Genomic DNA, 25,803 nt, shown 5'->3' with positions numbered 1-25,803 from the left:
AACATGCCGTCGCTCTTGTGGTTTCGCCGTGATCTGCGACTGCGCGACCATCCGGCCCTGGTCGCCGCGGCGGACAGCGACCAGGACGTGCTTGCCTGCTTCGTGCTCGATCCGCGGCTCGAAGCCTCGTCGGGAGCGCGTCGGCTGCAGTTCCTCGGCGACTCGCTGCGCCAACTCGACAGCGATCTCGGCGGTCGCCTGCTGGTCACTCGCGGCCGTCCCGAGCAGCGTATTCCTCAGCTCGCCAAGGCAATCGGTGCGTCGTCGGTACACATCTCGGAGGATTTCGCGCCGTACGGGCGGCGCCGCGACGAGCGGGTGCGCGAGAAGCTGGGTCCGGTACCGCTGGTGGCGACGGGATCGCCGTATCTGGTCTCACCGGGACGGGTGACCAAGGACGACGACACTCCGTACAAGGTCTTCACCCCGTTCTTCCGGCGATGGCGCGAGGTCGGCTGGCGGGCTCCGGCACAGTCCGGCGCCGAGACCGCCCGTTGGTTTGACCCGGCGGAAGTGTCGGTGCAGCGGTGCGAAATACCCGACCCGGGCGCCACGCTCGACCTCGCCGCCGGCGAGGAGGCAGCCCAATCGGAATGGGAAGCCTTCGTCGACGACGGCCTGCAGCGCTACGCCGCCGACCGCAACCGGCCGGACCTGTCGGGCACCAGCCGGATGTCGGCGCACTTGAAGTTCGGCACCATTCATCCGCGGACCCTGGTCTCGGATCTGAACCTGCGCCAGCGCAGCGACGCCGCCTATCTGCGCGAGTTGGCTTTCCGCGACTTCTATGCCGCCGTCCTGCATCACTGGCCCGCCAGCGGCTGGTGGAACTGGAACCGCAACTTCGACTCCATCGAAACCGACACCGACGCCGCGGCCGAACGCCGCTTCCAAGCCTGGAAAGCCGGCACGACCGGTTATCCCATTGTCGACGCCGGGATGCGACAGCTGCGCGAGGTCGGTTTCATGCACAACCGGGTCCGCATGATCGTCGCCTCGTTCCTGGTCAAGGACCTCCACCTGCCCTGGCAGTGGGGCGCACGCTGGTTCCTGGAACAGCTCGTCGACGGCGACATGGCCAACAACCAGCACGGCTGGCAATGGTGCGCGGGTTCCGGGACCGACGCCGCGCCGTACTTCCGGGTGTTCAATCCCCTCACCCAGGGCGAGAAGTTCGACCCCGCAGGCGATTACATCCGCCGTTGGGTGCCGGAGTTGCGCGACGCCGACGACCCGCATCTGCGCAAGGGTGACCGCCCGCCGGGATACCCGGAGCCGATCGTCGGCCACGCCGCCGAGCGGTCCGAGGCGCTACGCCGCTACGGCAACATCGGCTGAAAATGCGGTCGCTCCGAGCGACCGTTTCGATTTCTGGATTTCGCCTTCGCAAGATCGCGCCGCGTGCCATTATCAGCCAACTTCAGGTCTCAACGCCGAAAGGTGGCGGTATGGCCCGCATAATTCGAACATTGGTGGTCACGGGTGCCGCCGCCGGACTGATTGCCGGCGCCGGCGGGTGCCATTTCTCCTTCAACGGATCGTCTTCCCACAGCGTGAGCAAGAACGATGTCGCTGCGCAGATCAAAGAGAAGATGACCGACGTGAATGGCAACAAGCCCGATTCGGTCAAGTGCCCGGGCAACTTGCCGGCCAAGGTGGGAGCGGAGGTGACCTGCGAGATGAAGATCAACGACGTCAAGTACAACGTCAAAGTCACCGTGACCAGCGTCGAGGGCAAAGACGTCAAGTTCGATATGGTCAAGACGATTGAAAAGGATTCCTAGGCCCGACCGATCAGAGAGTCCAGCATGAGCAGCCCGCAGCCGCCGGTGGTTCCGACCGATCCCAGCGCGGTCGAGCCGTCCACCGGGCGCCGGATGCTGACGATGATGGACCCGCGCTTCCTGCTGGCACTGGCCCGCGGGTACCCCGTCGGGGTCAAACAGTTCCTGTGGTTCTGCCTGCTGCTCATCTATCCCGCGTGGCTGTTCGCCATCCTGGCATCGGCGGCGCTCTACTACGCGGTCTACGCCACGCTCTGGGTGTTGTTCTGGCCGGTGCGCGCCTGGATGAAGCGGAACCGGCCCGACGACTACGCCGCCAGTCAGCGGAAGTGACGCCGGCTCACGGGGTTTGGTTAGCCGCCTTCTTGCGCTCGATGTCGGCCAGCGCGGCGGCCAGCTCGGCACGCTGGGCCGCCGATGTCTCCCAGGACAGCTTGCGGTTCTTGACCACCTTGGCCGGTGCGCCGACCGCGATCGAATAGTCCGGCACGACACCGCGGACCACGGCATGCGATCCGAGCACGCAACCCCGTCCCACGGACGTGCCCCGCAGCACCGACACCTTCACTCCAATCCAGGTGTCGGGTCCGATGCGCACCGGCGACTTGATGATGCCCTGATCCTTGATCGGCAGCGTGATGTCGTCCATCCGGTGGTCGAAGTCGCAGACGTAGCACCAGTCGGCCATCAGCGCCGAATCGCCGAGTTCGATGTCCAGGTAGCAGTTGATGACGTTGTCCCGACCCAGGACCACCTTGTCGCCGAATCGCAGCGACCCCTCGTGCGCCCGGATGGTGTTCTTGTCACCGATGTGCACCCAGCGGCCGATCTCGAGCTGCGCCAGTTCGGGCGTGCAGTGGATCTCCACGCCCTTGCCCAGGAACACCATGCCGCGGGTGATGATGTGCGGGTTCTGCAACTTGAACTTCAGCAACCGCCAATACCGCACCAGGTACCACGGTGTGTACGCCTTGTTGCGCAGCACCCACTTCAGCGACGCCAGGGTCAGGAATTTGGCCTGGCGCGGGTCCTTGAGTCGCCCGCCACGCCACCGGGTATGGAGCGGAGCACCCCACATGCTCGTCATGGCAAAAGCCTACCGGCGGGCAATTGGAGTTCAGCTACGGGCGGCGGGTTACCCTCACCTGTACTCAATCGCTGCTTGATCCCGACCGTATCCGGACTCGATCCAGAGAGGAAAGCGTGTTCGCGCGACGTCTACTGACGGCCGTTTCGGTGGCTGCGCTGGCGGTTGGTATCGGTGGCTGCGGCAACACGGATTCCTGGGTGGATGCGGCACCGGCGGAGGGCTGGCCGGCGCAGTACGGTGACGCGTCCAACAGCGGATACACCTCTGCCACGGGCGCCAGCAAGCTCAAACTGCGCTGGACGCGTTCGACGAAAGGAAGCCTGGGCACCGGGCCGGCCCTCGGTGCCCGCGGTTATCTAGCGCTCAACGCGCAGACCACGGGCGGCTGCTCCTTCATGCAGTGGGAGAGCGGCAACGGGCGGCAACGCTGGTGCACCCGCCTGGTCCAGGGCGGCGGCTTCGGGGGCCCGCTGTTCGACCGCTTCGACAACATCTACGTCGGGCAGCCCGGCGCGATCATCTCGTTCCCCACGACGCAGTGGACCCGCTGGCGTAAGCCGGTCATCGGTATGCCGACCACTCCCCGATTCCTCGGGGACGGCCACCTGCTGGTGAGCACGCACCTGGGGCAGATGCTGGTGTTCGACACTCACCGCGGCGCGGTGGTCGGCACCGCCCTGGACCTGGTGGACGGCGTCGACCCCGCCGACGCGACGCGTGGACTGGCCGACTGCGCGGCGGCCCGCTCAGGTTGCCCGGTCGCGGCGGCACCCGCGTTCTCCGAGTCCAGCGGGACCGCGGTGGTCAGTGTGTGGCAGCCCGGGGCGCCGGCCGCCGGCCTCGTCGGGCTCAAGTACCGCGGCGGACAACTGGCCCGCGAGTGGACCAGCGAGGCCGTCACCGCCGGTGTGCTGGCCAGCCCGGTGCTGTCCGCCGACGGGGGCACGGTCTACGTGAACGGCCGCGACGAACGGCTGTGGGCCCTGCACGCGACCGACGGAAAAGTGAAATGGTCTGTGCCACTTGGCTTTACGGCGCAAACCCCGCCGGCGGTCACCCCGCAGGGGCTGGTGCTGTCCGGCGGGGGCCCCGACACCCGGCTGGCGGCCTTCCGGGATGCCGGTGACCACGCGGACGCGGCTTGGCGACGCGAGGACGTCACGCCTTTGTCGTCGTCGACGTTGGCTGGGTCCGGCGTCGGCTACGCCCTGGTTGCCCTTCCCCCGCAGGACGGCGGCCCCGGCATGTCGTTGCTGGTCTTCGACCAGAAAGACGGGCACACCGTCAACAGCTATCCGCTTCCGGCGGCCACCGGAACCGCGGTCGGGGTGTCGCTCGGCAAAGACCGGCGGGTGGTCGCCGCCACCGGCGACGGCCAGATCTACACCTTCGATCAGGAGTAGGCGCTACACCGCCAGCGGCGGCAGCGAGCTGCGCGGCACCTGGACAGAAGTGGCGCCGGCGAACGACGGCAGCAGCTCCCCCTGGGCGAAGTAGAAGATCAGCGCGTCGTCGGTGATGGCGAAGTTCTGGTAGTTGGTCGGGTCGTGGCCCGCCCCCGGGGAGATCGCCACGCCCAGCCCGCTTTGGTGTTCCAGTTCGCGCTGCACGATCGGATAGATGGTGTCCAGCGGGTTGGTGTTGGGCGCGAACAGGTTGTCGAACGTGATGGGCTGCTTGCTGGCCAGGTTGTAGTTGAAGGCCTTGTACCAGTTGGACGGCCGGGCCCCGCCGAGGTCCTGGAAGAACTTGAGCACCACGCTGCGGGTCCGCGGCGGCTGCCCAGAGGTGTGTTGTTCGTTGGTGGCGTCCATTTGGTATGGCTGGTCGCGCCGTCCGGATCCCTGCGCGACGTTGACGAACCCGTCCCGGTTCTGGGTGATGTAGTCGGTCAGTGCCTGCTGGTCGGGGTAGTCGACGGGAAACGTGATGTCGAGGGTGTAGGTGGCGCCGGACTGGTGGATGTGGCAGATCTGTCCGGCTTCCACGGTTCCGCCGATGCCGGCGCACGACGGTGGCGCGGCGGTCGCCGTGAAAGAGGCCGGCCAGCCGGTGACGGCCGCACACATCAGTGCCGCGGCCGCTATCAGATAACGCATCGTCGCTTGTTTCCTTCAATACCCAGCCCACCAAGAATGGCGGTGGCCCCTCATCAGGTAATCGCCGTCAGCGTACCCGGCGTTACCGCGCCGGACGGCAGACGTATGCCACCGCTCGATTGCCGGCCCCGAAGCGGCCGATGCGCGCGATGACCACGGACAGCGACACATCGCCGCGCAACCGCAGGCGTCGGCGCAGCACGTCCGGATCCACCTGCACACCGCGCACCAGGATCTCGAGCGCGCCGCAGTCCAGCGCGGCCAGCGCCTGCCGCAGGCGCCGCTCGTCGAAGGCCAGTTGTTCGAGGATTTCGAAGCCTCGCACTCCGGCGGGCAGCCGGTCACCGGACAGATAGGCGATGTCGGGGTCTAGTTGCCACAGTCCGTGCCGGGTGCCGTAGTGGCGCACCAGCCCCGCCCGCACCACGGCTCCGTCGGGGTCGATGATCCATCGTCCGGCGGGCCGCGTCGGGCAGTCGTCCGGGTCGGCGTCGGTGATCTGCTCGTCCCGATCCAGCACGCTGGCCCGTCGCCGCACCCCAGGCGCGGTCAAGCCGGCCGACCACAGGCAGGCCTCTCGCACCGAACCGCGGTAGGACGTCACCTCGATCTCCGCATCGAATCCCAGTCGGTCCAGCTGGTCGAAATCGATTCCCGGAGAACACTTCACAGCAAGATCGCGGCCGCGGTGGCAATCCAGCAGCGGGCCGAGTGCGGGCTGGTAGTCGGCCGGGTGGAAGCGGCGGCGGCCGCCGCTGCGCCGGGCCGGGTCCACGACGACGACCGCGTCACGAGTCACCGGACGCAGCGCGTCGGCGCGGCAGAGTTCGACCGTGCCGGCCAAGTTGTGCTGGGCCATCGTCAGCCGGACCGGGTCGAGATCGCTGCCGATCACCCGCGCCGCCGAGCGCCGTAAAGCGGCCGATTCGGTGCCGATCGAACAGGTCGCGTCGTGCACCACCCGGCCGGCCAGCCGGGCGGCGCGATGCAGCGCCACCGGCGCGGCGGTGGCCTGCTGCAACGCCTCGTCGGTGAACAGCCAGCGGGAAACGTCGTCCAGGCCGCCCAGTTTGTCGGCGGCCTTGCGCCGCAGCAGCGTCGTCTCCACCAGGACCGTGGCCCGGTCGCCGAACCTGGCGCGCACAACGCCGATATCGGCGATCCTGCCGGCGTCGCTCAGTTCGAATTCGGCGACCGCCGCGAGCGCCGCGGCGCCTGGAGCCGAGCGCAGATAGCGGACGTCGTCGGCGCTGAAAGCAACACTCAGGAGGGCTTGACCCCGGTGACCATCACGTTGTAGAACCAGCCCTTCGGCGCGACGTGGCGCCAAACGTTGGCATCCACCCAGCTCAGCGCCTTCCAGCCGCTGAACGCGAACCGCGCCCAGCCCCAACCGAGCCGACCGGGCGGCACCGAGGCTTCGAAGGTGCGCACCGGCCAGCCGAACATGGCGGCGGTGAACTCTTCGCTGGCCGTTTCCACCTCCACCGCGCCGGCGTTGGAGGCCATCCGCTCCAGGTCGGCCGGGGTGAACGTGTGCAGGTCGACGACGGCTTCCAGCGCGGCGGCGCGGGAGGACTCGTCGAGCTCCTCCTGCGGCCGGCGCCAGCTCGCCAGTCCGGGCAGCTTGGTGACGTTGGTGGCGACCCGCCAGGTCAGGGTGGACAGGCCGCGGGCATAGCCATTGCCGATCGAGGTCGGCTCACCGGCGAAGACGAACCGGCCGCCTGGCTTGAGGACGCGGATCACCTCGCGCAGCGAAAGCTCGACGTCGGGGATGTGGTGCAGCACGGCGTGCCCGACCACCAGGTCGAAGGTGTCGTCGTCGTACGGGATGCCCTCGGCGTCGGCGACCCGGCCGTCGATGTCCAGGCCCAGGGACTGCCCGTTGCGGGTGGCGACCTTGACCATGCCCGGCGACAGATCGGTCACCGAGCCGCGGCGCGCGACCCCCGCCTGGATCAGGTTGAGCAGGAAGAAGCCGGTGCCGCAGCCCAGCTCCAGCGCGCGGTCGTAGGGCAGCTCGCGGAGCACCTCGTCGGGCACGATCGCGTCGAAACGGCCGCGGGCGTAGTCGACGCAGCGCTGGTCGTAGGAGATCGACCATTTCTCGTCGTAGTTCTCGGCTTCCCAGTCGTGGTAGAGCACCTGGGCGAGCTTGCTGTCGTGCCTGGCCGCTTCGACTTCCTCGGCTGTGGCGTGCGGGTTGGGAGCCGCGTCCGCGCGGATCTCAGTACTCCTCGTCATGCAGGGCAGCCTAACCGCCGCGCCGATCGCCTTCCGCATGAGCGTCCTGACCAGCGGAAAAGACGTCCACGTAGCGGCGAATCTCAGCGGCGAGCCGCTCGGAGTCACCGCCGTCGTCGGATGCCGCGTTGATTCCGGCCTTGGCGGCGGCCAACGCATGCGGGGGTCCGTCCAGGAAGCGCCGCGCCCAGTTCGCCGCCGCGTCGTACACCTCGTCCGGTGCCACCATGTCGTCGATCAATCCCAGGGCGAGCGCCTCCTCGGCGTCGAAGAAGCGCCCGCTGAACACCAGCTCCTTGGCGCGGCTCGGGCCGACCGCGTGAGTGAGCCGGGCCATCCCACCGCCGCCGGGAATGAGGCCGGCCAGAATCTCGGTGGCCCCGAACTTCACGTTGTCGCCGCTGACGCGCCAGTCGGCGGCCAGCGCGAGCGTCAGTCCCGCACCCAGCGCATATCCGGTGATGGCCGCCACCGTGGGCTTGGGGATCGCGGCCACGGCGTCGATGGCCTCGCGCCGCGCCCGGGCGGCTGTCCCCGCCTCCGCGGCGGTCAGCGTCCGCAGCTCGGGCATGTCGTCGCCGGCGGAGAAAATCTCGTGACCGCCGAACAAGATCACCGCCGCGACGTCCTCGCGTCGACCCAATTCGCTTGCGGCGGAGACGATTTCGCGGTACACCTGACGCGTCATCGCGTTGGTCGGCGGGCGGGAAAGCAACAGCATGGCCAGCCCGGCATCCTGGGTGCCGTCGCTGACGACGACGCTGACGAATTCGCTCACGTCGCACTCGGGTTCATAGCGGCCACTCCATCGCGCCACCCGCTTCCCGCGCACGGTGGTAGCGGTCCGAATCGAAGAACTCGAACACCCAGTTGTCGCCGCGCTTCTCCAGGATCGGCTGCACCGGCGCGATCTGGCGCTCGACGGCCATCACGTCGGCGACCGTGCGTCCCACCAGCGAGTCCAGCTGGGTCCAGGTCGGCGGCAGCAGGACGTTGCGCCCGGCCTCGAAATCGTCGATGGCATCTTGCGGCAACGCCCAACCGGACCGGTCGGATTCGGTGTTGTCGCCGTCGGCCCGCTGGCCCTCCGGCAGCGCCCCGACGAAGAAATAGGTGTCGTAGCGGCGGGTGCGTTCGGCCTCCGGGGTGACCCAGTTCGCCCACGGGCGCAGCAGGTCGGCGCGCAACACCAGTTTCTCGGTCTGCAGGAAGTCGGCGAAGGACAACGTGTGATCGGCCAGTGCGCGGCGGGCATCGCCATATACCGACGCGTCGCCGACGATGCTGTCCGGGTCATCGGCCGGTCCGGCGAACAGCACCCCGGACTCCTCGAAGGTTTCCCGCGCCGCGGCGCAGACCAGCGCGGTGGCCAGCTCGGTCTCGATGCCGAACCGCTGCGCCCACCACTGCGGCGGCGGCCCGGCCCACGCGATATCCGCGTTGCGGTCCCGGTCGTCGACGCCGCCGCCGGGGAACACGATCACCCCGGGCGCGAACTCCATCCGGGAGTGGCGGCGCATCAAGAACAGCGCGATGCCCGACGGGGTGTCGCGCACCAGCATCACGGTCGCAGCCGGACGTGGTGTCAGGGGCACTTCGGTGCTGTTCATGCCTGCCTCCGGTGAGCGGCGCGGCTGCGCACCCGCCGCGCGAAGTATCGGCCGTCGACGACGTCCAGCGCGATCCGCTGCCCGAACGCCGTCGAGAGGTTCTCGGCGGTCAGCACGTCGGGCAGCAGACCCGAGGCCACCACCTTGGCCTCCGACAGCAGCAGGCAATGGCTGAATCCGGGCGGTACCTCTTCGACGTGGTGGGTGACCAGCACCAGCGCCGGGGCGTCGGGGTCGGCGGCCAGGTCGGCCAGCCGCGCCACCAGTTCCTCCCGGCCACCCAGGTCCAGGCCGGCGGCGGGTTCGTCGAGCAGCAGCAATTCCGGGTCGGTCATCAACGCGCGGGCGATCAGCACCCGCTTGCGCTCACCCTCGGACAGGGTGCCGTAGGTGCGGTCGGCCAGGTGCTCGGCACCGAGGCTTTCCAGCATGTCGACCGCTCGGCGGTAGTCGATGTCCTCGTAGCGCTCGCGCCACCGGCCCAGCACCGAATAACCGGCCGAGACAACCAGATCCCGCACCAGCTCGTCGCCGGGCACTCGCTGCGCGAGCGCCGAGGAGCTCAGTCCGATGCGGGACCGCAGTTCGGCGATGTCGACCCGGCCCAGCCGCTCCCCCAGCACGAAGGCGACACCCGAGGACGGGTGTTCGGAGGCCGCGGCGATGCGCAGCAGAGATGTCTTGCCGGCCCCGTTGGGACCGATGATCACCCAGCGTTCGTCGAGTTCCACGGCCCAGTCCAGCGGGCCCACCAGGGTGCGTCCGCCGCGGCGGAGCGAGACGTTTCGGAAGTCGATCAGCAGGTCTGGATCGGCCTCGAGAGAGCCTGGTTCAACCACCCGACCATCGTGCCGTATCACTCGCGAGCGGGGGGTACCGGCCCACTGGCGAGCAGACGCGAAAGCCCCCGACACGCCGTGCGTGCGGGGGCTTTCGCGTCTGCTCGCGCTAGTCAGCCGGGATCTCGACGCGGCGCACCACGCCGTCGACGGCGTCGGCGGCCTCGATCTCGCCGCGGGTGACGCCCAGCAGAAACAACACGGTGTCCAGGTAGGGATGGCTCAGCGACGCATCGGCGACCTCGCGCAGCGCGGGTTTGGCGTTGAACGCCACACCCATGCCCGCGGCGGTCAGCATGTCGATGTCGTTGGCGCCGTCACCGACCGCGACGGTCTGCTCCATCGGCACGCCGTACTGCTCGGCGAACGCCCGCAACGCGGCGGCCTTGCCGGGCCGGTCGACGATGGGTCCGCTCACCCGACCGGTGAGCCTGCCGTCAATGATCTCCAGCTCGTTGGCGGCGACGAAGTCGAGCTTGAGTTCCTCGGCCAGCGGCTCGATGATCCGCCGGAAACCACCGGAGACCACGCCGCAACGAAAACCCAAGCGCTGCAACGTACGTAGCGTGGTGCGGGCACCGGGCATCAGCTCCAGCTGTTCAGCTACCTCGTCGATCACCGAGGCGGGCAGGCCGGCCAGGGTGGCGACCCGCTGCTCCAGCGACTCCGCGAAGTCCAGCTCCCCGCGCATTGCGGCCTCGGTGATGGCCGCGACCTGCCCCTGGGCGCCGGCGCGGGCCGCCAGCATCTCGATGACCTCGCCCTGCACCAGCGTCGAGTCGACGTCGAACACGATGAGTCGTTTTGTGCGCCAAGCCAGCCCGAAATCCTCGACGGCCACGTCGACGTGTTCGTCGGCCGCCACCTTGGTCAGCGCGGACTGCAGCGGCCGGTGTACGTCCGCGGGCACCGAGACGCGCAGTTCTAGTCCGGTGACCGGGTAATCGGAGACACCGCGGATGACGTCGATGTTGACCCCGAGCGCGGCCGCCTCCCTGGCCACCGCGCCGAAGGCGCCCGCGGTGATCGGCCGGCCCAGCACCACGATGGTGTGGGTGGAGGGTTTGCTGATGATCGGCACGTCGTCGCTGCGCTCGACCGTGACGTCCAGACCCATGCCGTGGATGGCGGCCTCGACGTCGTCACTCAGCGCGGTCCCTTCGGCGAGTTCCGCTGCACAGGAGACCAATACGCCCAGGGTCAGCCGGCCACGGATCACCACCTGCTCGACATTGAGCAGCTCAACGCCGTGCTTGGAGAGAACCTCGAAGAGCGCTGAGGTCACACCTGGCCGGTCGACACCGGTGACAGTGATCAGCACCGACACCTTCGCTGAGGCGGTCACCCCAGGTTGCCGCTACTGCTCACTAGTCGCGCGATCCGCCTCAGTCCGTGGACCGAATCCCTTCGGCGACTCGCCCGCGGTGGCGTGGCGCCCGATGTGCGCTTCGTCGCGCATCCGTTCCACCATGTGCGGGTAGTGCAATTCAAAAGCCGGTCGCTCCGAACGGATCCGGGGCAGCTCGGTGAAGTTGTGCCGCGGCGGCGGGCAACTGGTCGCCCATTCCAGCGAGTTGCCGTAACCCCACGGGTCGTCGACCGTAACGACCTCGCCGTAGCGCCAGCTCTTGAAGACATTCCAGACGAACGGGAACATCGACGCGCCGAGGATGAACGCCCCGATGGTCGAGACGATGTTCAGGCCTTGGAAGCCGTCACTGGGCAGGTAGTCGGCGTAGCGACGCGGCATCCCCTCGTCACCCAGCCAGTGCTGCACCAGGAACGTGGTGTGGAACCCGATGAACGTCAACCAGAAGTGCAGCTTGCCCAGCCGCTCGTCGAGCAACCGGCCCGTCATCTTGGGGAACCAGAAATAGATCCCGGCGTAGGTGGCGAACACGATCGTGCCGAACAGCACGTAGTGGAAGTGCGCGACGACGAAGTAACTGTCGGTGACGTGGAAGTCCAGCGGCGGGCTGGCCAGCAGCACACCGGTCAGGCCGCCCAACAGGAAGGTGAGCAGGAAGCCGACCGAGAACAGCATCGGCGTCTCGAACGTCAACTGCCCCTTCCACATCGTGCCGATCCAGTTGAAGAACTTGATCCCGGTCGGCACCGCGATGAGGTACGTCATGAACGAGAAGAACGGCAGCAGCACGGCCCCGGTGGCGAACATGTGGTGCGCCCACACCGCCACCGACAGCGCCGCGATCGCCAGCGTCGCGTACACCAGCGTGGTGTAGCCGAAGATCGGCTTGCGGGAGAACACCGGGAACACTTCGGTGACGATGCCGAAGAACGGCAACGCGATGATGTACACCTCGGGGTGCCCGAAGAACCAGAACAGGTGCTGCCACAACAGGACTCCGCCGTTGGCCGGGTCGTAGATGTGCGCCCCCAGATGCCGGTCGGCGGCCAGCCCGAACAGCGCGGCTGTCAGCAGCGGGAAGGCGATCAGCACCAGGATCGACGTCACCAGGATGTTCCAGGTGAAGATCGGCATCCGGAACATCGTCATGCCGGGCGCGCGCATGCACACCACGGTGGTGATCATGTTGACCGCACCCAGGATGGTGCCCAGACCGGCGACCGCCAGGCCCATGATCCACAGGTCACCGCCCGGTCCTGGTGAGTGGATGGCGTCGGTCAGCGGGGTGTAGGCGGTCCAGCCGAAGTCGGCGGCGCCGCCGGGAGTGATGAAGCCCGCCATACCGATGGTGGCGCCGAACAGGAACAGCCAGAACGAGAATGCGTTCAGCCGCGGGAACGCGACGTCGGGCGCGCCGATCTGCAGCGGCAGCACCAGGTTCGCGAAACCGAACACGATCGGCGTTGCGTAGAACAGCAACATGATCGTGCCGTGCATGGTGAACAGCTGGTTGTACTGCTCATTGGACAGGAACTGCAGGCCGGGCGCGGCGAGCTCGCTGCGCATCAGCAACGCCAGCAGGCCGCCCACGAAGAAGAACACGAAGCAGGTGACGCAGTACATGATGCCGATCAGCTTGTGATCGGTCGTAGTGATCAGCTTGTAGACCAGGTTCCCCCGGGGGCCCGTCCGAGCCGGGTACGGACGAACTGCCTCGAGTTCTCCCAAGGGGGGCGCTTCGGCTGTCAACAGCTCCTCCAAACATCCATCCGGACAGGGGCGCAGAACGCGCGCACTAATCCGAATCTTAGCCCGCCATCAGGTCGGCGGAAGGTCTGGTCCTACAAACTGTCGTAATTGTGCCGGACCAGCGGACCCCCGCAGCAACAGGGGTGGGCGCCCAGGCCCGCTTCACCAGCCTTGAGCTGGCCGGATGTTAACGTCGACCGTGTGCGATCCGGCGGTCTGATTCTCAGCGTGGCCGCCGCGCTGGTACTGACGTGCAGCGCTTGCGGTTCCGGCAAAACGGGGCCCTCGTCCACCCTGGTAACCCCGACCACCCAGATTGCCGGCGCCGGCGTGCTGGGTAACGACCGCAAACCCGAGGAGTCATGCGGGCGGGAACCGGCCGCGCCCGATCCTGGCCCACCCACCCGACCGGCGCGCAACGCCCCCGGCGTCACCCCGGACGTTGCGCAGGTGCCCGCCGATCCGCAGCGGATTGTGGTGCTCTCCGGCGACCAACTCGACGCGCTGTGCGCGCTCGGCCTGCAGTCGCGGGTGGTCGGGGCCGCGCTGGCCGACGGGTCGAGCCAGCCGTCCTACCTCGGCAAGGTGATTCACGACGTGCCCGGCGTGGGATCTCGCACCGCTCCGGATCTGAACGCGATCGCGGCGGCCCGACCGGACCTGATCCTGGGTTCCGTGGCGCTGACCCCGACGCTCTACCCGCAGCTGGCGGCGATCGCGCCGACGGTGTTCACCGCGGCCCCGGGCGCGGCCTGGCAGGACAACCTGCGCGGGGTGGGAGGGGCGACGGCCCGCGGCGGCGCTTCCGACGCCCTACTCAGCGGGTTTTCCCAGCGCGCGACCGAGGTAGGGGCCAAGCACGACGCGGCCCACTTTCAGGTCTCGGTGGTCCAGCTGACCAACAGCACCCTGCGGGTGTACGGAGCCAATAACTTCCCGGCCAGCGTGCTGGCGGCCGTCGGAGTGGACCGGCCGGCGTCGCAGCGGTTCACCGACAAGCCGTACATCGAGATCGGCGCAACCGACGCCGACCTGGCCAAGGACGCGGACTTCTCCGCCGCCGACGCCGACATCATCTATGTGTCCTGTGCCTCCCCCGCGGCCGCCGACCGAGCGGCGACGGTGCTGGACAGCGGGCCCTGGCGCAAACTCGGCGCCAACCGCGACAACCGGATCTTCGTGGTCAACGACGAAATCTGGCAAACCGGCCAGGGATTAATCGCCGCCCGCGGCGTGTTGACCGATGTCGGCTGGATCAGCGCGCCGATCAACTAGTGACGGTGCCCACCAGCCCGCAGCTGGCCGGTAACCATTACCTTAGCTAAGCTTTCTTGTAGTACACGCGACCGAAGAGGGATACGTAAATGAGCACCGTCAACGCTTACGCCGCCACGTCGGCGACCGAACCGCTGACCAAGACCACAATCGAACGCCGCGAACCCGGCCCCCACGACGTGGCCATCGACATCAAGTTCGCCGGCATCTGTCACTCCGACATCCACACCGTCAAGGCCGAATGGGGCGTACCGAACTACCCCGTCGTCCCGGGCCACGAGATTGCCGGTGTGGTGAGCGCGGTCGGCTCGGAGGTGACCAAGCACAAGGTCGGTGACCACGTCGGCGTCGGCTGCATGGTCAACTCGTGTGGCCGGTGCAGCAGCTGCGAGGCCGGTCTGGAGCAGTACTGCAAGAACGGCGCGACGTTCACCTACAACTCCATCGACAAGGACGGCACCTCCACCCAGGGCGGTTACAGCCAGGCGGTCGTCGTCGACGAGAACTTCGTCGTGCGCATCCCCGAATCGTTGCCGTTGGACGCCGCCGCGCCGCTGTTGTGCGCGGGCATCACGTTGTTCTCGCCGCTGCGGCACTGGAAGGCCGGAAAGGACACCCGGCTGGCAATCATCGGCCTGGGCGGTCTGGGCCACATGGGCGTGAAGCTGGGCGCGGCGATGGGCTGCCAGGTTAGCGTGCTGTCGCAGTCGCTGAAGAAAATGGAAGACGGATTGCGTTTGGGCGCAAGCAATTACTACGCGACCTCGGATCCGGCCACCTTCAAGGAACTGCGGGGCAGTTTCGATCTGATCCTGAACACCGTGTCGGCCAACCTCGACCTCGGCCAGTACCTGAACCTTCTCGACGTCGACGGCACCATGGTCGAACTCGGCATTCCCGAGCACCCGATGGAGGTGCCGGCGTTCGGGCTGGCGCTGGCGCGACGCAGCCTGTCCGGGTCGAACATCGGCGGCATCGCCGAGACCCAGGAGATGCTCGACTTCTGCGCCGAGCACAATGTGACGCCGGAAATCGAGGTCATCGAAGCCGACTACGTCAACGAGGCCTACGAGCGCGTGCTGGCCAGCGACGTGCGGTACCGGTTCGTGATCGACATCTCAACCCTGTGACGGAGGCGCGTCGTCGGCGTCGATGCCGGCCAGCGGCCACCCGGCCGCGGCCAGGACGCCGGCGACCCGCGCAATGTTCTCCGGACCCGCGTCGTAGTGGGTCACCTCGGAGATGAACTCGGCGATCTCGTCACGGTCGATCACCCCGTCGACCGTGGCGGGTGAGCCCTCGGCGGTGATGTCACGCACCACCTGCCTGATCTGCTCCTCGGTCAGCGGAGTGTTGCGCAGCAGGGCCAGCAGCGGCATCCGGTCCGGCCCTGGCACGCCTTCGGGATAGCCGGCGCGCAACCATCGCAACACCGACGCGCAGAATGCGGACACCGAAACGCTCTTGGCAGCGGACGCGGTCACGCACCCCAGTGTCACGGCAGGCGCTTCGCTGCGCCACAGCGCGGCGACAACCTTCGCAGTATTCATACGCCGTTCACGCCGCCGTCTCCGCGGGCTGGGCCGGCGGCGCCTCGTTGACCATCAATTCGCTTCACCGGGCGAAAATTAATGGTCCGAAAAACGAAATTCTGCTGCCTTTGTAGGCATACAATCCTCACACGATTCTCACACTATTCGTGGGTGTGTCCCGATGGTCGTTGACCGGGTTGGAGGGCGGCGATGTCCTACGTATCGGCAGTCCCGGAGATGCTGACGGCGGCCGCGGCCGACGTAGCGGACATCGGCTCGTCGTTGAGCGCGGCCACCGCGGCCGTCTCGACTTCGACCACCGCACTGGCAGCCGCCGCCGGGGACGAGGTGTCAACCGCGATCGCGTCGCTTTTTTCCAGTCATGGTCAGGCGTATCAAGCCTTCAGTGCGCAAGCGGCGGCGTTCGAGGCCCAGTTCGTCCAGGCGTTGCGGCAAGCGGGACTGCTCTACGCGGGCGCCGATGCGGCCGCTGTTTCGCCGTTGCAGACATTCGAAGATGGCGTGCTGGCTGTGATCAATGCGCCCACGAACTTGCTGTTCGGGACACCTCTGATCGGCAAGGGCAGCAACGGGGCACCCGGGACCGGGCAGAACGGCGGCCCCGGCGGCATTCTCTGGGGAGACGGCGGCGACGGCGGCTCCGGTGCGGCCGGGCAGCCCGGTGGCAGGGGCGGTAACGCCTTCCTGTTCGGCAACGGCGGGCAGGGCGGTGCTGGTGGTACTGGCATCACCGGCAGCACCGGCTCGACGATTGGCGGCGGCACCAAGGGCGGCATCGGTGGTTTCGGGGGTGCCGGCGGGGCCGGCGGTAATGGCGGGCTGATCTACGGCAACGGCGGCGCCGGCGGTCTCGGCGGCAACGGCGGGATGGGCGGGGCCGGAGTAACCCCCACCAGTTCGCCCAACGGCACCAACGGGGGCAACGGCGGCAACGGCGGTGCCGGGGGCGCCGGGGGCCAGGGGTCACCTTTGTTCGGCCGTGCCGGCGACGGCGGCCAAGGCGGTGGTGGCGGCCAGGGCGGCCAGGGCGGAATCGGCAACGCCGACAGCGGTTCCGGCGGCGGCCATGGTGGCACCGGCGGCAACGGCGGAGACGCGGGCGCCGGCGGCAACGCGGGCGGCTCCGGCGCCAACGCGGGCGCTGCAGGCACCGGCGGCACCGGCGGCACCGGCGGCAAGGGCGGCGGCGCGGGCGCCGTGGCCTTCGGCACCGCCGGCACGGGCGGCGACGGCGGCCAGGGCGGCAATAGTGTCGGCGGCGGCGGCGGTCACGGCGGACTCGGCGGCAACGGCGGCGACAGCAACTCCAACGGCAGCGCCACCGCCGTGTTTCACGGCGGACTCGGCGGCAACGGCGGTCACGGCGGCCAGGGCAGCGTGGGCGGTGACGGCGGCAGCGGCGGCAATGGCGGCATCGCCAACGTGGTCGCCACGAACACAGCCGCGGCCGCCGGCGGCGGCGGTGGTGGCGGAGGCGCCGGCGGGCTCAGTAACGGCGGCGGCAGCGCCGGAAGGGGCGGCAACGGCGGAAGCGGCGGGACCGCCTCCGCCGCGGTCGGCGTCCAACACGCGAGCGGAGGTGGCGGCGCCGGCGGCGGCGGCTCCCAGGCTGTCATTGGGGGCCCAGGTGGCGGTGGTGGCGGCGGCGGCACCGCGGGGATCGGCGCGGTATCCATCTCCGGCCAAGCCGGATCCGATGGCGCCATCGCCGCCGGTAGTTTCGCCACCTCCGGCGATGGAGGTGCCGGCGGCTTCCTCAACAGTCCGTCCGGGGTCGCCAGCGCGGGCGGTGGTGGCGGCGGCGGCGCCGCGATCCCTGGTAACCCGGGCGGGGGCGGCGGCCAAGGCGGCAACGCCGTCGTCAACAGCGGTAACGCGGCCGGCGGACCAGGCGGCGCCGGCGGCACCGGCCAGACCATCGGCGGCGGGGGCAACGACGGTGTGGCCGGTAGCGGCTCGTCTGCGGCCGCCACCGCCACTCCCGGCGCCGGGGGTCAAGCCAGCATCGGCGGGGGCGGCGGCGGGGGCGGCGCCAACGCCAGCAGTGGTGCGGTTGCTCTCGGCGGCGAAGGCGGTGGTGGCGGCGGCGCCTAGCTGACGTCGGTCTCTAGAAGTCCCAGTCCTCGTCCTCGGTGACCACGGCCTTGCCGATCACGTAGCTCGACCCGGACCCGGAGAAGAAGTCGTGGTTCTCGTCGGCGTTGGGCGACAGCGCCGACAGGATCGCCGGGTTCACATCGGTCTCGTCGCGCGGGAACAGCGCCTCGTAGCCCAGGTTCATCAGCGCCTTGTTCGCGTTGTAGCGCAGGAACTTCTTGACGTCCTCGGTCAAGCCGACCTCGTCGTAGAGATCCTGGGTGTACTCCACCTCGTTGTCGTACAGCTCGAACAGCAGCTCGTAGGTGTAGTCCTTGAGCTCGGCCCGCTTGGCCTCGTCGACCAACGCCAGTCCGCGCTGGTACTTGTAGCCGATGTAGTACCCGTGCACGGCCTCGTCCCGGATGATCAGCCGGATCATGTCGGCGGTGTTGGTCAGCTTGGCACGGCTCGACCAATACATCGGCAGGTAGAAGCCAGAGTAGAACAGGAAACTCTCCAGCAGCGTGGAGGCCACCTTGCGCTTGAGCGGTTCGTCGCCTCGGTAGTACTCCAGCACGATCTCGGCCTTGCGCTGCAGGTTGGGGTTCTCCTCCGACCAGCGGAACGCGTCGTCGATCTCAGCGGTCGAGCACAGCGTCGAGAAAATCTGGCTGTAGCTCTTGGCGTGAACCGATTCCATGAACGCGATGTTGGTGTACACCGCCTCCTCGTGCGGGGTCAGCGCGTCGGGGATCAGGCTCACCGCGCCCACGGTGCCCTGGATGGTGTCCAGCATCGTCAGGCCGGTGAACACCCGCATGGTCAGCTGCTTCTCGTTGGCAGTCAACGTGCCCCACGACGGGATGTCGTTGGACACCGGCACCTTCTCGGGCAGCCAGAAGTTTCCGGTCAGCCGGTCCCAGACTTCGGCGTCTTTTTCATCCTGCAGCCGGTTCCAGTTGATCGCAGAGACGCGGTCGATCAGCTTTGCACTACCAGTCACCTGAAACCCCACTTCACCAGGACGATTGGGCTGTCTTGCCTTGGACCCCAAACACTACCCCTGGGGTACGACAAGCGGCGGGAACACAATAAGTTGTGTTTGCGTGTCGTGCGGCTACCCCTTACGGGGCAGCAGGGCGATCATCGTGTCGACCAGTTCGTCGGCGTCGGTGTGCCACTTGTCCAGGTCCATATGCCCACTGAGATCCAGGCCCGCGATGCCGTGGGCACTGGCCAGCAGCAGCGCTCCGTACCGATTCGCCCGGTCCGTCCCGGCGATACGACCGACCAGGTCGAGAAACAGGCTCTGCGCGCGTTGACCCGCCTGCGCCGCGGCGGTGGGATCACCCTTCGGCATGGAGAACATCAGCCGGTACAGGTGCGGCCGGTCGCGGCCGATGCCGATCAGCGCCAGCAGCGCGGTGCGCAGCGCAGCCGCAGGCGGGTCGTCGCCGGCGACCAACTCCTCCAGCGCGTCGGCCAGTTCGTTCAACGCGTTCGTGGCCAGCACACCGAGCAGCGATTCCTTGTCGGCGAAGTGGCGGTACGCCGCCGAGCGCGACACGCCGCTGCGGGCGCCCACCTCGCGCAGGGTCACCGCCTCCACCCCCCCGTGGTCGAGTAGGACGCCGGCCGCCTCGAGCAGCGAACGACGGGTGGCCGCCGCGCTTTCCGCCCGTGTCCTCACCGGCCGAGCATAAGCCGATCTTTGAGTTGACAACGTCAACATTACCGCTAGATTGAGATGACAGCGTCAACTCAAATGCCGCACTGACTCGACGGAGACCACCATGAATTCCTCGATACCCAACCGAAATGAGCTTGTGGTGGTGACCGGCGCCTCCACCGGCATCGGCGCTGCCACCGCAAAAGAACTGGCGCGCCGAGGTTTTCACGTGCTCGCCGGTGTGCGCCGCGAGGCTGACGCCGACGCGCTGGTTGCCGACGGGATCGAAGCGCTCATCCTCGATATCACCGTCGACTCACACATCGCCGCGATCGCCGAGCGGGTTGCGCGCGACCCGCGTCCCGTGCGCGCCCTGATCAACAACGCCGGCATTGCCGTCAACGCGCCCGTTGAGGCGCTGCCGATTGCCCAGTGGCGCAAGCAGTTCGAGGTCAATCTGTTCGGGCACATCGCCATGACCCAGGCACTGTTGCCCGCGCTGATCAGCAGCTCCGGGACGGTAATCAACATCAGTTCCGTCGGCGGCAAGGTGGTGTTGCCGACCTACGGCGCTTACGCCGGATCGAAGTTCGCACTGGAGGCGGCGAGCGACGCCTTGCGGCGGGAGGTCGCAGGGCTGGGTGTCAAGGTGGTGGTCATCGAGCCCGGCGCGGTCAAGACGAAGATGCCGGAGCGCGGCATCGCCACCAGCGAGGGGTTGCAGGCGGACATGACCAGTGACCAACTCGCGCGCTACGGTGATCTCATCGAAGCCGTTACGGCACAAGCCCGCTCGTTCACCGAGGTCGGCGTGCCGGCCGAACACGCCGCAACGGTGATCGCCAAGGCGGTGACCTCGTCGCGGCCCAAGACCCGCTATACCGTCGGTCGCGACGCCGCCATCCTGGTGCGGGTCAGCCGCCTGGTATCCGATCGGGCGCTGGACGGCATCCTGCGAGCCAACCTGCGTTCCATCGCCCGGAAGGCACGCACCACCCCACCGAGTCGGGTTGCCGCAGTTGGGGTTCCGCGCTGAGCGCTACCCCTACGCGACGGACTTGCGAGCTCCCTTGCCAACCCCGAGGAACTGATACTCATCGGGGTCGACCGAGCGGGTGGCGCGCCAGTACTCCCAGGTGTAGCCGCCCCACAGCACGGTGTTCTTGCCGTGCTCGTCGAGGTACCAACTGCTGCAACCGCCGCTGTTCCACACCGAGCTTGTCAGCCGCTCCTGCAGCGCGTCGTTGAACCGGTCCTGCGCCTCGCGGGTGGGAGCCAGCGCCTGGGCGCCCATCTTGTCGCACTTGGCGATCGCATCGGCCACGTAGCGGATCTGGGACTCGATCATGAACACCACCGAGTTGTGCCCCAGGCCGGTGTTGGGGCCCAGCAGGAAGAACAAGTTCGGCACGTCGGCCACCGTCACGCCGCGATGGGCGCCGATGCCCTCGCGGTTCCACCGGTCCACCAGGTCCTCGCCGTGCTGACCCTTGATGTCGACGTAGGTGTAGGAATCGGTGACGTGGAAGCCGGTGGCGTACACGATGACGTCGACTTCGCGTTCGCGGCCGTCCGCGGTGACGATTCCGTCGTGGGTGATCCGCTCGATGCCCTCGGTGATCACCTCGGCGTTCGGGCTGGCGAGCGCGGCGTAGTAGGTCGAGGAGTTCAGGATGCGCTTGCAGCCGATACGGTAGTTCGGGATCAATTTCTTGCGCAGCTCACGGTCCCTGATCGACCGCCAGATGTTCCACTTGCAGTACGCCTCAATGAATTTCAGTGCATTAGGGCGTTTGGTCATGCCGAATGCCAGCGCCTCCTGCGCCCAATAGATGCCCAGGCGCACCAGTGCCCGCAAGCCAGGGACGTTTTCCATCGCCGAACGCACCGGTCGCGGGATCTCCGGGTTTGAGCGCGGCACCACCCACGGCGGGGTGCGCTGGTAGAGCTGCAGTTCGGCGACGTCGCCGACGATCTCGGGCACGATCTGGATCGCGCTGGCACCGGTGCCGATGATCGCTACCCGTTTGCCGGTCAGATCGACGCTGTGGTCCCATTCCGCTGAATGGAAAGCGGGGCCCGCGAATTCCTCGCGTCCTTCGATGTTCGGGAACGACGGGATGTGCAGCGCTCCGGCACCGGAGACCAGGAACTGCGCGACGTATTCGCGCCCGTCGGCGGTGAAGACATGCCAGCGGTACTCATCGTCATCCCAGTACGCGCGCTCGACCAGGGAGTTGAACTCGACGTAGCGACGCAGCCCGTATTTGTCGGTGACGCCTTTGAGGTAATCCCAGATCTCGGGCTGGTAGGAGAACGGGTTCTTCCAGTCCGGTTTGGGCTCGAAGGAGTAGGAGTACAGGTGTGACGGGATGTCGCACGCGCACCCGGGGTAGCTGTTGTCGCGCCAGGTGCCGCCGATGTCGTCGGCCTTCTCCAAGATGATGAAATCCACGCCCTGTTTCTGCAGTGCGATCGCCATGCCCAGGCCGGAGAACCCGGTCCCGATGATGACGACGCGGGCATGCTTCGGCAAAGCCCGCGGTTTCTCGGCCTGGTCGGCCGCCGGTGAGATGACATCAGTCATGGTGAGTCTTCCTGTTGTGCCCGATATTGGCCGGCGCGTGCCGACTGACATGCTGATACCCCGTACCGGAAAAGCAAATACCCAGTACCCGGGGTATCGGATATATCGAGTGTTGTCGATGTCCCCGGTGATGTCAACGCCGCCGAGCGTCAGCTCACGGCAGCGCCGCCGGCATGGCGTCGTGGATCGGCTTATCGGGGTCCAGCACAATGCCGAGCGTCTCGGCGGTGCCCACGATGACGCCCATCATGATGGTGGTCAGCTGGTTGACGAACTGCTCCCGTGTCATCGACCGAGGGCTGTCCGGCTCGGGGCCCAGCCACCATTCGGTGGCCGACGCGGCGCAACCGAACGCCGAGAAAGCCGCGAGCTCGAACGCGGCGGCGTTGAGCTCCATGTCCCGCAGTTCGTTGTTGAACATGTCGGCGATGGTCAGCGTGATCTCGCGGCCCTCCTTGAGGGTGCGCACGGTCGCCTTGGACTGGGCGTTGGAACCGCCGCCCTGGATGAACACGCGCACCACGTTGGGGTGTTCGTCGAGCAGGCTGACGAACTCCTCGACGGCCCGCTGGATGACCTGGCGGGCTGAGTCGGTGGCCAGGTTGATCGACGGAAAGATCGCCGCCCACAGCATGTCCCGTAGCCGTTCCCCGATGGCCAGGAACAGGTCGGACTTGTCGGTGAAATGCCGGTAGATCTTTGGCTTGGCGGTGCCGGCCTCCTCGGCGATTTCCCGAACGCTTAGCTCGGGTCCCAGGCGGTCGATGGCCCGGAAGGCCGCGTCGACGATCTCACTGCGCACCTTCTTGCGGTGTTCGCGCCAACGCTCGCTGCGCGCGTCGACTTTCACCCCCGTGTTCGTGCCTGGGGGGTGGGGTCGGGGAATTCTCACCACGTCAAGCACGATACAGCCCTGCGGGGCTGACCTGGGCAGACCGCGTAGGCCGTGACCGGGTGTCGCGAACTCACCGCGACGCGCGCAGCACTTCGCTCGGCGACTGGCCGAACTCCCGCCGGTAATCGGCCGCGAATCGGCCGAGATTTCCGAAGCCCCATCGGTACGCGATTTCCGCGACGGTGGTCCCGCCCTCAACGGATGATTGCCGCAGCTCCGAGTGCGCCCGGGCGAGGCGGATCGATTTGAGATACGCCATCGGCGTGGTGCCCAGGTGTTTGCGGAAGGCTTCCTGGAGGGCACGCGGGCTCAACCGGGCCGCGGCCGCGACGTCATCGATGCGGATGTCCTCGATGGAGTCCTCGACAGAGCCCTCCAGGTAGGCGACGGCACGACGGACGGCCGGCGGTCGGACGTCACCGCTGGAAACCTCAGCTGGTGACGGGAATTCTTCGGGGTAGGCCTCGATCAGACTGGCTACCAGGGTGCGACGCAGCTGGTCTCGCAGCAGCGCACCGGAGCTCAGAAGCCCGTTCGGTCCGGCATTGCGGAGCAGGAAGTGCATGAGTCTCGCCACCGCGACGGCCCCCTGTTTCGACGGGCGCGAACTCAGCCGAAATCGGACGGCCCCGGATCGTCGGGCTCCGAGCAGGGCCGCAACCGCCGTCTCGAAATCACTGCGTGCGATCCGCACGTGGAAGACGTCGCAGTTCTCCTCCCAGCGCAGCCGATATGCCGTGTGCGCATCCAGCACCACGTGTTGGCCGGGCAACAGCAGCCGGTCCCCACTGTGGGCCCGGACGGCGAGCCGCCCAGTGATCTGCTGGGAGACCAGGACGAAGTCCTCGAACGGCGGCGAATCCAGCAAGGTGGTGGCGGACCCGAAGGACAGCGAGTAAACGCCGAGCCCCGCGACACCACCCTCGGCGTGGCGGGCGCGGAACCCCGAAGAGCCGCCGCGGACGGTGAGGCGGTGGGGACAGTAGACACCCGCGAGTCGGCTGCTCGCTTCCTGCGGATCGGAGGTGTCGGTCCGGATACGAAGACCGTCGATCATGACGCCGCGGCCCTATCCCGGATCTCGACCGCCGTCTCGAGCATCTGGTGAGTGCTGGTGAACCAATCCTGCAGATTGAGGTCCACGATCAGCTCGTCGGCGCCGGCCTCGGCGGCCGTCGCCACGTCGTCCATGATCTGGTCCAGAGTGCCGACGAACGCCGCTCGGTCCGGCCCCGCCGGACGGTCGGTGAAGGTGACGTTTCCGACCACGATCATCTGCATCCTGGCGGTATCCCGCCCGCATTCGGACGCCCGTTGCCGGATTCGGTCCCAGCCGGCGCGGAGGTCCGCGGCTCCGGGGGGCCCCGGCGTGGTCATCACCGGGAGCCAGCCGTCGGCGCGGGAGGCGATGCGCTGCACGGCTTTCGAGGTGGTGCTGCGGCCCAGGTTGCTGCCGCCACCGCCCAGCAGCACCGGGATCTTCGATACGGGCTTGGGCAGGACGGCGGCGTCGTCGATGACAACGCGAGGACTTCGGAAGCTGACCGGGTCCGGGCCCCAGACGGCGTCGAAGACGTCCAGCGTCTCGTCGAGGAAGCGGCCTCGGTCCGCCCGGGTGGCGCCGGTGGCCCGCAATTCATCCGTGGCCCAGCCGGTCCCGAGGCCGGCGATGACCCGGCCGCCGCTGATCCGATCCAACGTGGCAAGGGTTTTTGCCAGTTGTACGGGGGTGTGCAAGGCAGCGACCAGAACGGACGTACCCAGACGTACATTTTCCGTCGCCACTGCCGCCACGGTCAGAATGGTCAAGGGGTCGGCGGCCTGCCGTGAGTGTTCCGGCCACGGCTCGTTCGATCCGGCATAGGGTTCGACGGGCGTTCGCGGGAAGAGCAGGCGTTCGTACGTCCACAAGCTCGCATACCCGGCCGCCTCGGCGGTCCGAGCCGCTTCAACCAAGTCGTGCCGCAGGTCGACTCCCAATCGCTGCGGCAGCCGGAGCCCGAGTCTCATACGTACCCTTCCCTGTTGTCATGACAGTCAGCGCAGTCAACAACGGCGGTGCAGCGCGAATGCCGTTGGAATGGAAAGGCGTCCGGATCTGTGGACTAGATGGCGCATTGCGAAAGCTCGATGCGAGTCCGCCGCGGCGTTGCTACAAGCATGGCAACCGTTATCTCCCCCGATGGCACCACGATCGGCTACGAATCCGTCGGCGCCGGTCCACCCCTACTACTCGTGCACGGCAGCACCGGCACGCGTGCTCGCTGGTCCTCGGTGACACCGGCACTGGCGCAGCGCTACACCGTTCATGCGATGGACCGACGCGGTCGAGGGCTGAGCACGGCCGAGGTGCAGCCCTACAGCCTGGGCCGGGAGGCCGAGGACGTCGCGGCGGTCGCGGAAGCACTCGGTGGAAATGTGTACGCGCTCGGGCATTCTTACGGCGCGTTGGCGGTGCTGGAAGCGGCTCTGATCACGCCGGCTTTCCGCCGCATCATGCTTTACGAGCCGCCGATACCGTCAACGGGCCTCGGCGGCGGCTCCCCGGATGGCTGGGCCCGGATCACCGCGATGCCCCACCCGCGCGGCATCCTCGAAGCGTTCTACCGCGAAACCCTGCACCTGCCGTTGTCGGAGACCAAAGACCTTGCGGATCGGGAGTTTTCGTATGTCGCCGATTCGATCGCACACACGGCCGGCCGTGAGCTCACCCATGCCAGCGCCTATCGCGTGACAGCGCGGCATGCCGCCATCACCGTCCCCGTGCGAATGTTGCTCGGCACCGAGAGCCCGGCCTACTTTCGGGCCGCCGCCACAGCCCTCGCCGCTCGAATACCGGACGCCACAGTCGTGGCCCTGCGCGGGCAAGGACATCACGCGATCGACTACGAACCAGAGCAATTCGTCCGCGCGGTAGTGGATTTCGATGCCGCTGTTGACGAGTAATCCCTGGCGGCG

The 25,803-nt window shown here is 67.7% G+C and carries 24 protein-coding genes and 1 pseudogene; 9 read left to right on the top strand and 16 right to left on the bottom strand.

Going from position 1 to position 25,803, the window contains the following annotated elements:
* The first annotated feature begins 3 nt into the window (after window positions 1–3).
* From A5645_RS08665 to A5645_RS08655, 3 genes and pseudogenes are all read left to right on the top strand, one after another.
* Entirely contained in the window at window positions 4–1,338 is a 1,335-nt protein-coding gene (locus tag A5645_RS08665) for a cryptochrome/photolyase family protein (protein ID WP_065129243.1), read from the top strand.
* Window positions 1,339–1,448: 110 nt separating this feature from the next.
* Window positions 1,449–1,778: pseudogene (locus tag A5645_RS08660) on the top strand (DUF4333 domain-containing protein); the annotation flags it as partial.
* A 30-nt stretch (window positions 1,779–1,808) separates the two neighbouring features.
* The gene (locus A5645_RS08655) at window positions 1,809–2,117 is read left to right on the top strand and encodes a hypothetical protein (RefSeq protein WP_065038263.1); all 309 of its coding nucleotides are present in this window, start codon (window positions 1,809–1,811) and stop codon (window positions 2,115–2,117) included.
* A 7-nt stretch (window positions 2,118–2,124) separates the two neighbouring features.
* On the opposite strand, the gene A5645_RS08650 is transcribed toward A5645_RS08655, so the two are convergent.
* Window positions 2,125–2,871 carry an acyltransferase gene (locus A5645_RS08650; protein WP_065038264.1) on the bottom strand — a complete coding sequence of 249 codons (747 nt, stop codon included), beginning with the start codon at window positions 2,869–2,871 and terminating at the stop codon, window positions 2,125–2,127.
* Between the two features lie 116 nt (window positions 2,872–2,987).
* Between A5645_RS08650 and A5645_RS08645 the strand changes: the two genes are divergently transcribed.
* Window positions 2,988–4,277: an outer membrane protein assembly factor BamB family protein gene (locus A5645_RS08645; RefSeq protein ID WP_065129241.1), complete on the top strand. Its 1,290-nt coding sequence runs from the start codon at window positions 2,988–2,990 to the stop codon at window positions 4,275–4,277.
* A gap of 3 nt (window positions 4,278–4,280) precedes the next feature.
* Here A5645_RS08645 and A5645_RS08640 read toward each other — a convergent pair whose 3' ends face one another.
* The 8 genes from A5645_RS08640 to ctaD form a co-directional block, all read right to left on the bottom strand.
* Window positions 4,281–4,973, bottom strand: coding sequence for an esterase (locus A5645_RS08640; RefSeq protein WP_065038266.1), 693 nt, complete (start codon window positions 4,971–4,973; stop codon window positions 4,281–4,283).
* Between the two features lie 82 nt (window positions 4,974–5,055).
* Window positions 5,056–6,240, bottom strand: coding sequence for a THUMP-like domain-containing protein (locus A5645_RS08635; protein ID WP_436405479.1), 1,185 nt, complete (start codon window positions 6,238–6,240; stop codon window positions 5,056–5,058).
* Window positions 6,237–7,220 carry a class I SAM-dependent methyltransferase gene (locus A5645_RS08630; protein WP_065129239.1) on the bottom strand — a complete coding sequence of 328 codons (984 nt, stop codon included), beginning with the start codon at window positions 7,218–7,220 and terminating at the stop codon, window positions 6,237–6,239. The genes A5645_RS08635 and A5645_RS08630 overlap by 4 nt, the downstream gene beginning before the upstream one ends.
* Before the next feature lie 10 nt (window positions 7,221–7,230).
* Window positions 7,231–7,998, bottom strand: a complete 768-nt coding sequence (locus A5645_RS08625) for an enoyl-CoA hydratase (RefSeq protein ID WP_065129361.1) — start codon at window positions 7,996–7,998, stop codon at window positions 7,231–7,233.
* Between the two features lie 13 nt (window positions 7,999–8,011).
* A complete protein-coding gene (locus tag A5645_RS08620; RefSeq protein WP_065038269.1) occupies window positions 8,012–8,830 on the bottom strand; it encodes an NUDIX hydrolase in 819 nt (272 codons plus the stop codon).
* Window positions 8,827–9,687: an ABC transporter ATP-binding protein gene (locus tag A5645_RS08615; protein ID WP_065038317.1), complete on the bottom strand. Its 861-nt coding sequence runs from the start codon at window positions 9,685–9,687 to the stop codon at window positions 8,827–8,829. Before A5645_RS08615 ends, A5645_RS08620 begins: the two co-directional genes overlap by 4 nt.
* Window positions 9,688–9,778: 91 nt before the next feature.
* Window positions 9,779–11,014, bottom strand: coding sequence for a phosphoserine phosphatase SerB (gene serB / locus A5645_RS08610; RefSeq protein WP_065129238.1), 1,236 nt, complete (start codon window positions 11,012–11,014; stop codon window positions 9,779–9,781).
* 12 nt (window positions 11,015–11,026) lie between these two features.
* Window positions 11,027–12,787, bottom strand: coding sequence for an aa3-type cytochrome oxidase subunit I (gene ctaD, locus A5645_RS08605; protein ID WP_065129360.1), 1,761 nt, complete (start codon window positions 12,785–12,787; stop codon window positions 11,027–11,029).
* A 201-nt stretch (window positions 12,788–12,988) separates the two neighbouring features.
* Here ctaD and A5645_RS08600 point away from each other — a divergent pair, with 201 nt between their 5' ends.
* Window positions 12,989–14,062: an iron-siderophore ABC transporter substrate-binding protein gene (locus tag A5645_RS08600; RefSeq protein WP_155767915.1), complete on the top strand. Its 1,074-nt coding sequence runs from the start codon at window positions 12,989–12,991 to the stop codon at window positions 14,060–14,062.
* A gap of 89 nt (window positions 14,063–14,151) precedes the next feature.
* Complete coding sequence (locus A5645_RS08595; RefSeq protein ID WP_065129236.1) at window positions 14,152–15,192, top strand: NAD(P)-dependent alcohol dehydrogenase; 1,041 nt, start codon at window positions 14,152–14,154, stop codon at window positions 15,190–15,192.
* Here the strand turns inward: A5645_RS08595 and A5645_RS08590 are convergent.
* A complete protein-coding gene (locus A5645_RS08590; RefSeq protein WP_231123360.1) occupies window positions 15,181–15,516 on the bottom strand; it encodes a DUF3349 domain-containing protein in 336 nt (111 codons plus the stop codon). The two genes, A5645_RS08595 and A5645_RS08590, sit on opposite strands and share 12 nt — an antisense overlap.
* A gap of 288 nt (window positions 15,517–15,804) precedes the next feature.
* Between A5645_RS08590 and A5645_RS29060 the strand changes: the two genes are divergently transcribed.
* The gene (locus A5645_RS29060; protein ID WP_065129235.1) at window positions 15,805–17,709 is read left to right on the top strand and encodes a PE family protein; all 1,905 of its coding nucleotides are present in this window, start codon (window positions 15,805–15,807) and stop codon (window positions 17,707–17,709) included.
* Between the two features lie 13 nt (window positions 17,710–17,722).
* Here the strand turns inward: A5645_RS29060 and nrdF are convergent, their stop codons facing one another.
* Complete coding sequence (gene nrdF, locus A5645_RS08580) at window positions 17,723–18,697, bottom strand: class 1b ribonucleoside-diphosphate reductase subunit beta (protein ID WP_065038320.1); 975 nt, start codon at window positions 18,695–18,697, stop codon at window positions 17,723–17,725.
* Between the two features lie 114 nt (window positions 18,698–18,811).
* The gene (locus A5645_RS08575) at window positions 18,812–19,384 is read right to left on the bottom strand and encodes a TetR/AcrR family transcriptional regulator (RefSeq protein ID WP_065129234.1); all 573 of its coding nucleotides are present in this window, start codon (window positions 19,382–19,384) and stop codon (window positions 18,812–18,814) included.
* Between the two features lie 103 nt (window positions 19,385–19,487).
* Between A5645_RS08575 and A5645_RS08570 the strand changes: the two genes are divergently transcribed.
* Complete coding sequence (locus A5645_RS08570; RefSeq protein ID WP_065129233.1) at window positions 19,488–20,399, top strand: SDR family oxidoreductase; 912 nt, start codon at window positions 19,488–19,490, stop codon at window positions 20,397–20,399.
* Window positions 20,400–20,408: 9 nt separating this feature from the next.
* On the opposite strand, the gene A5645_RS08565 is transcribed toward A5645_RS08570, so the two are convergent.
* From A5645_RS08565 to A5645_RS08550, 4 genes are all read right to left on the bottom strand, one after another.
* Entirely contained in the window at window positions 20,409–21,950 is a 1,542-nt protein-coding gene (locus tag A5645_RS08565; RefSeq protein WP_065129232.1) for a flavin-containing monooxygenase, read from the bottom strand.
* 154 nt (window positions 21,951–22,104) lie between these two features.
* Complete coding sequence (locus tag A5645_RS08560) at window positions 22,105–22,845, bottom strand: TetR/AcrR family transcriptional regulator (protein WP_065129231.1); 741 nt, start codon at window positions 22,843–22,845, stop codon at window positions 22,105–22,107.
* 70 nt (window positions 22,846–22,915) lie between these two features.
* The gene (locus tag A5645_RS08555) at window positions 22,916–23,902 is read right to left on the bottom strand and encodes a helix-turn-helix transcriptional regulator (protein WP_065129230.1); all 987 of its coding nucleotides are present in this window, start codon (window positions 23,900–23,902) and stop codon (window positions 22,916–22,918) included.
* Window positions 23,899–24,855 carry a TIGR03619 family F420-dependent LLM class oxidoreductase gene (locus A5645_RS08550; RefSeq protein WP_065129229.1) on the bottom strand — a complete coding sequence of 319 codons (957 nt, stop codon included), beginning with the start codon at window positions 24,853–24,855 and terminating at the stop codon, window positions 23,899–23,901. Before A5645_RS08550 ends, A5645_RS08555 begins: the two co-directional genes overlap by 4 nt.
* 150 nt (window positions 24,856–25,005) lie before the next feature.
* Between A5645_RS08550 and A5645_RS08545 the strand changes: the two genes are divergently transcribed.
* Complete coding sequence (locus A5645_RS08545; protein ID WP_065129228.1) at window positions 25,006–25,791, top strand: alpha/beta fold hydrolase; 786 nt, start codon at window positions 25,006–25,008, stop codon at window positions 25,789–25,791.
* The last annotated feature ends 12 nt before the right edge of the window (window positions 25,792–25,803 follow it).

Source organism: Mycobacterium asiaticum (assembly GCF_001673635.1).
GTDB classification, from domain to species: Bacteria; Actinomycetota; Actinomycetes; order Mycobacteriales; family Mycobacteriaceae; genus Mycobacterium; species Mycobacterium asiaticum_C.
The sequence above is the reverse complement of the archived record's forward strand: the minus strand, read 5'-3'. Positions and strand labels throughout refer to the sequence as shown.

What these genes read in the sequence shown, in the direction of transcription:
- A5645_RS08665 (WP_065129243.1), top strand. Translation starts at nt 4, where the DNA reads ATGCCGTCGCTCTTGTGGTTTCGCCGTGATCTGCGACTGCGCGACCAT.
- A5645_RS08655 (WP_065038263.1), top strand. Translation starts at nt 1,809, where the DNA reads ATGAGCAGCCCGCAGCCGCCGGTGGTTCCGACCGATCCCAGCGCGGTC.
- A5645_RS08620 (WP_065038269.1), bottom strand. Translation starts at nt 8,830, where the DNA reads ATGAACAGCACCGAAGTGCCCCTGACACCACGTCCGGCTGCGACCGTG.
- A5645_RS08650 (WP_065038264.1), bottom strand. Translation starts at nt 2,871, where the DNA reads ATGACGAGCATGTGGGGTGCTCCGCTCCATACCCGGTGGCGTGGCGGG.
- A5645_RS08555 (WP_065129230.1), bottom strand. Translation starts at nt 23,902, where the DNA reads ATGATCGACGGTCTTCGTATCCGGACCGACACCTCCGATCCGCAGGAA.
- A5645_RS08570 (WP_065129233.1), top strand. Translation starts at nt 19,488, where the DNA reads ATGAATTCCTCGATACCCAACCGAAATGAGCTTGTGGTGGTGACCGGC.
- A5645_RS08630 (WP_065129239.1), bottom strand. Translation starts at nt 7,220, where the DNA reads ATGACGAGGAGTACTGAGATCCGCGCGGACGCGGCTCCCAACCCGCAC.
- A5645_RS08545 (WP_065129228.1), top strand. Translation starts at nt 25,006, where the DNA reads ATGGCAACCGTTATCTCCCCCGATGGCACCACGATCGGCTACGAATCC.
- A5645_RS08565 (WP_065129232.1), bottom strand. Translation starts at nt 21,950, where the DNA reads ATGACTGATGTCATCTCACCGGCGGCCGACCAGGCCGAGAAACCGCGG.
- A5645_RS08550 (WP_065129229.1), bottom strand. Translation starts at nt 24,855, where the DNA reads ATGAGACTCGGGCTCCGGCTGCCGCAGCGATTGGGAGTCGACCTGCGG.
- A5645_RS08595 (WP_065129236.1), top strand. Translation starts at nt 14,152, where the DNA reads ATGAGCACCGTCAACGCTTACGCCGCCACGTCGGCGACCGAACCGCTG.
- A5645_RS29060 (WP_065129235.1), top strand. Translation starts at nt 15,805, where the DNA reads ATGTCCTACGTATCGGCAGTCCCGGAGATGCTGACGGCGGCCGCGGCC.
- A5645_RS08640 (WP_065038266.1), bottom strand. Translation starts at nt 4,973, where the DNA reads ATGCGTTATCTGATAGCGGCCGCGGCACTGATGTGTGCGGCCGTCACC.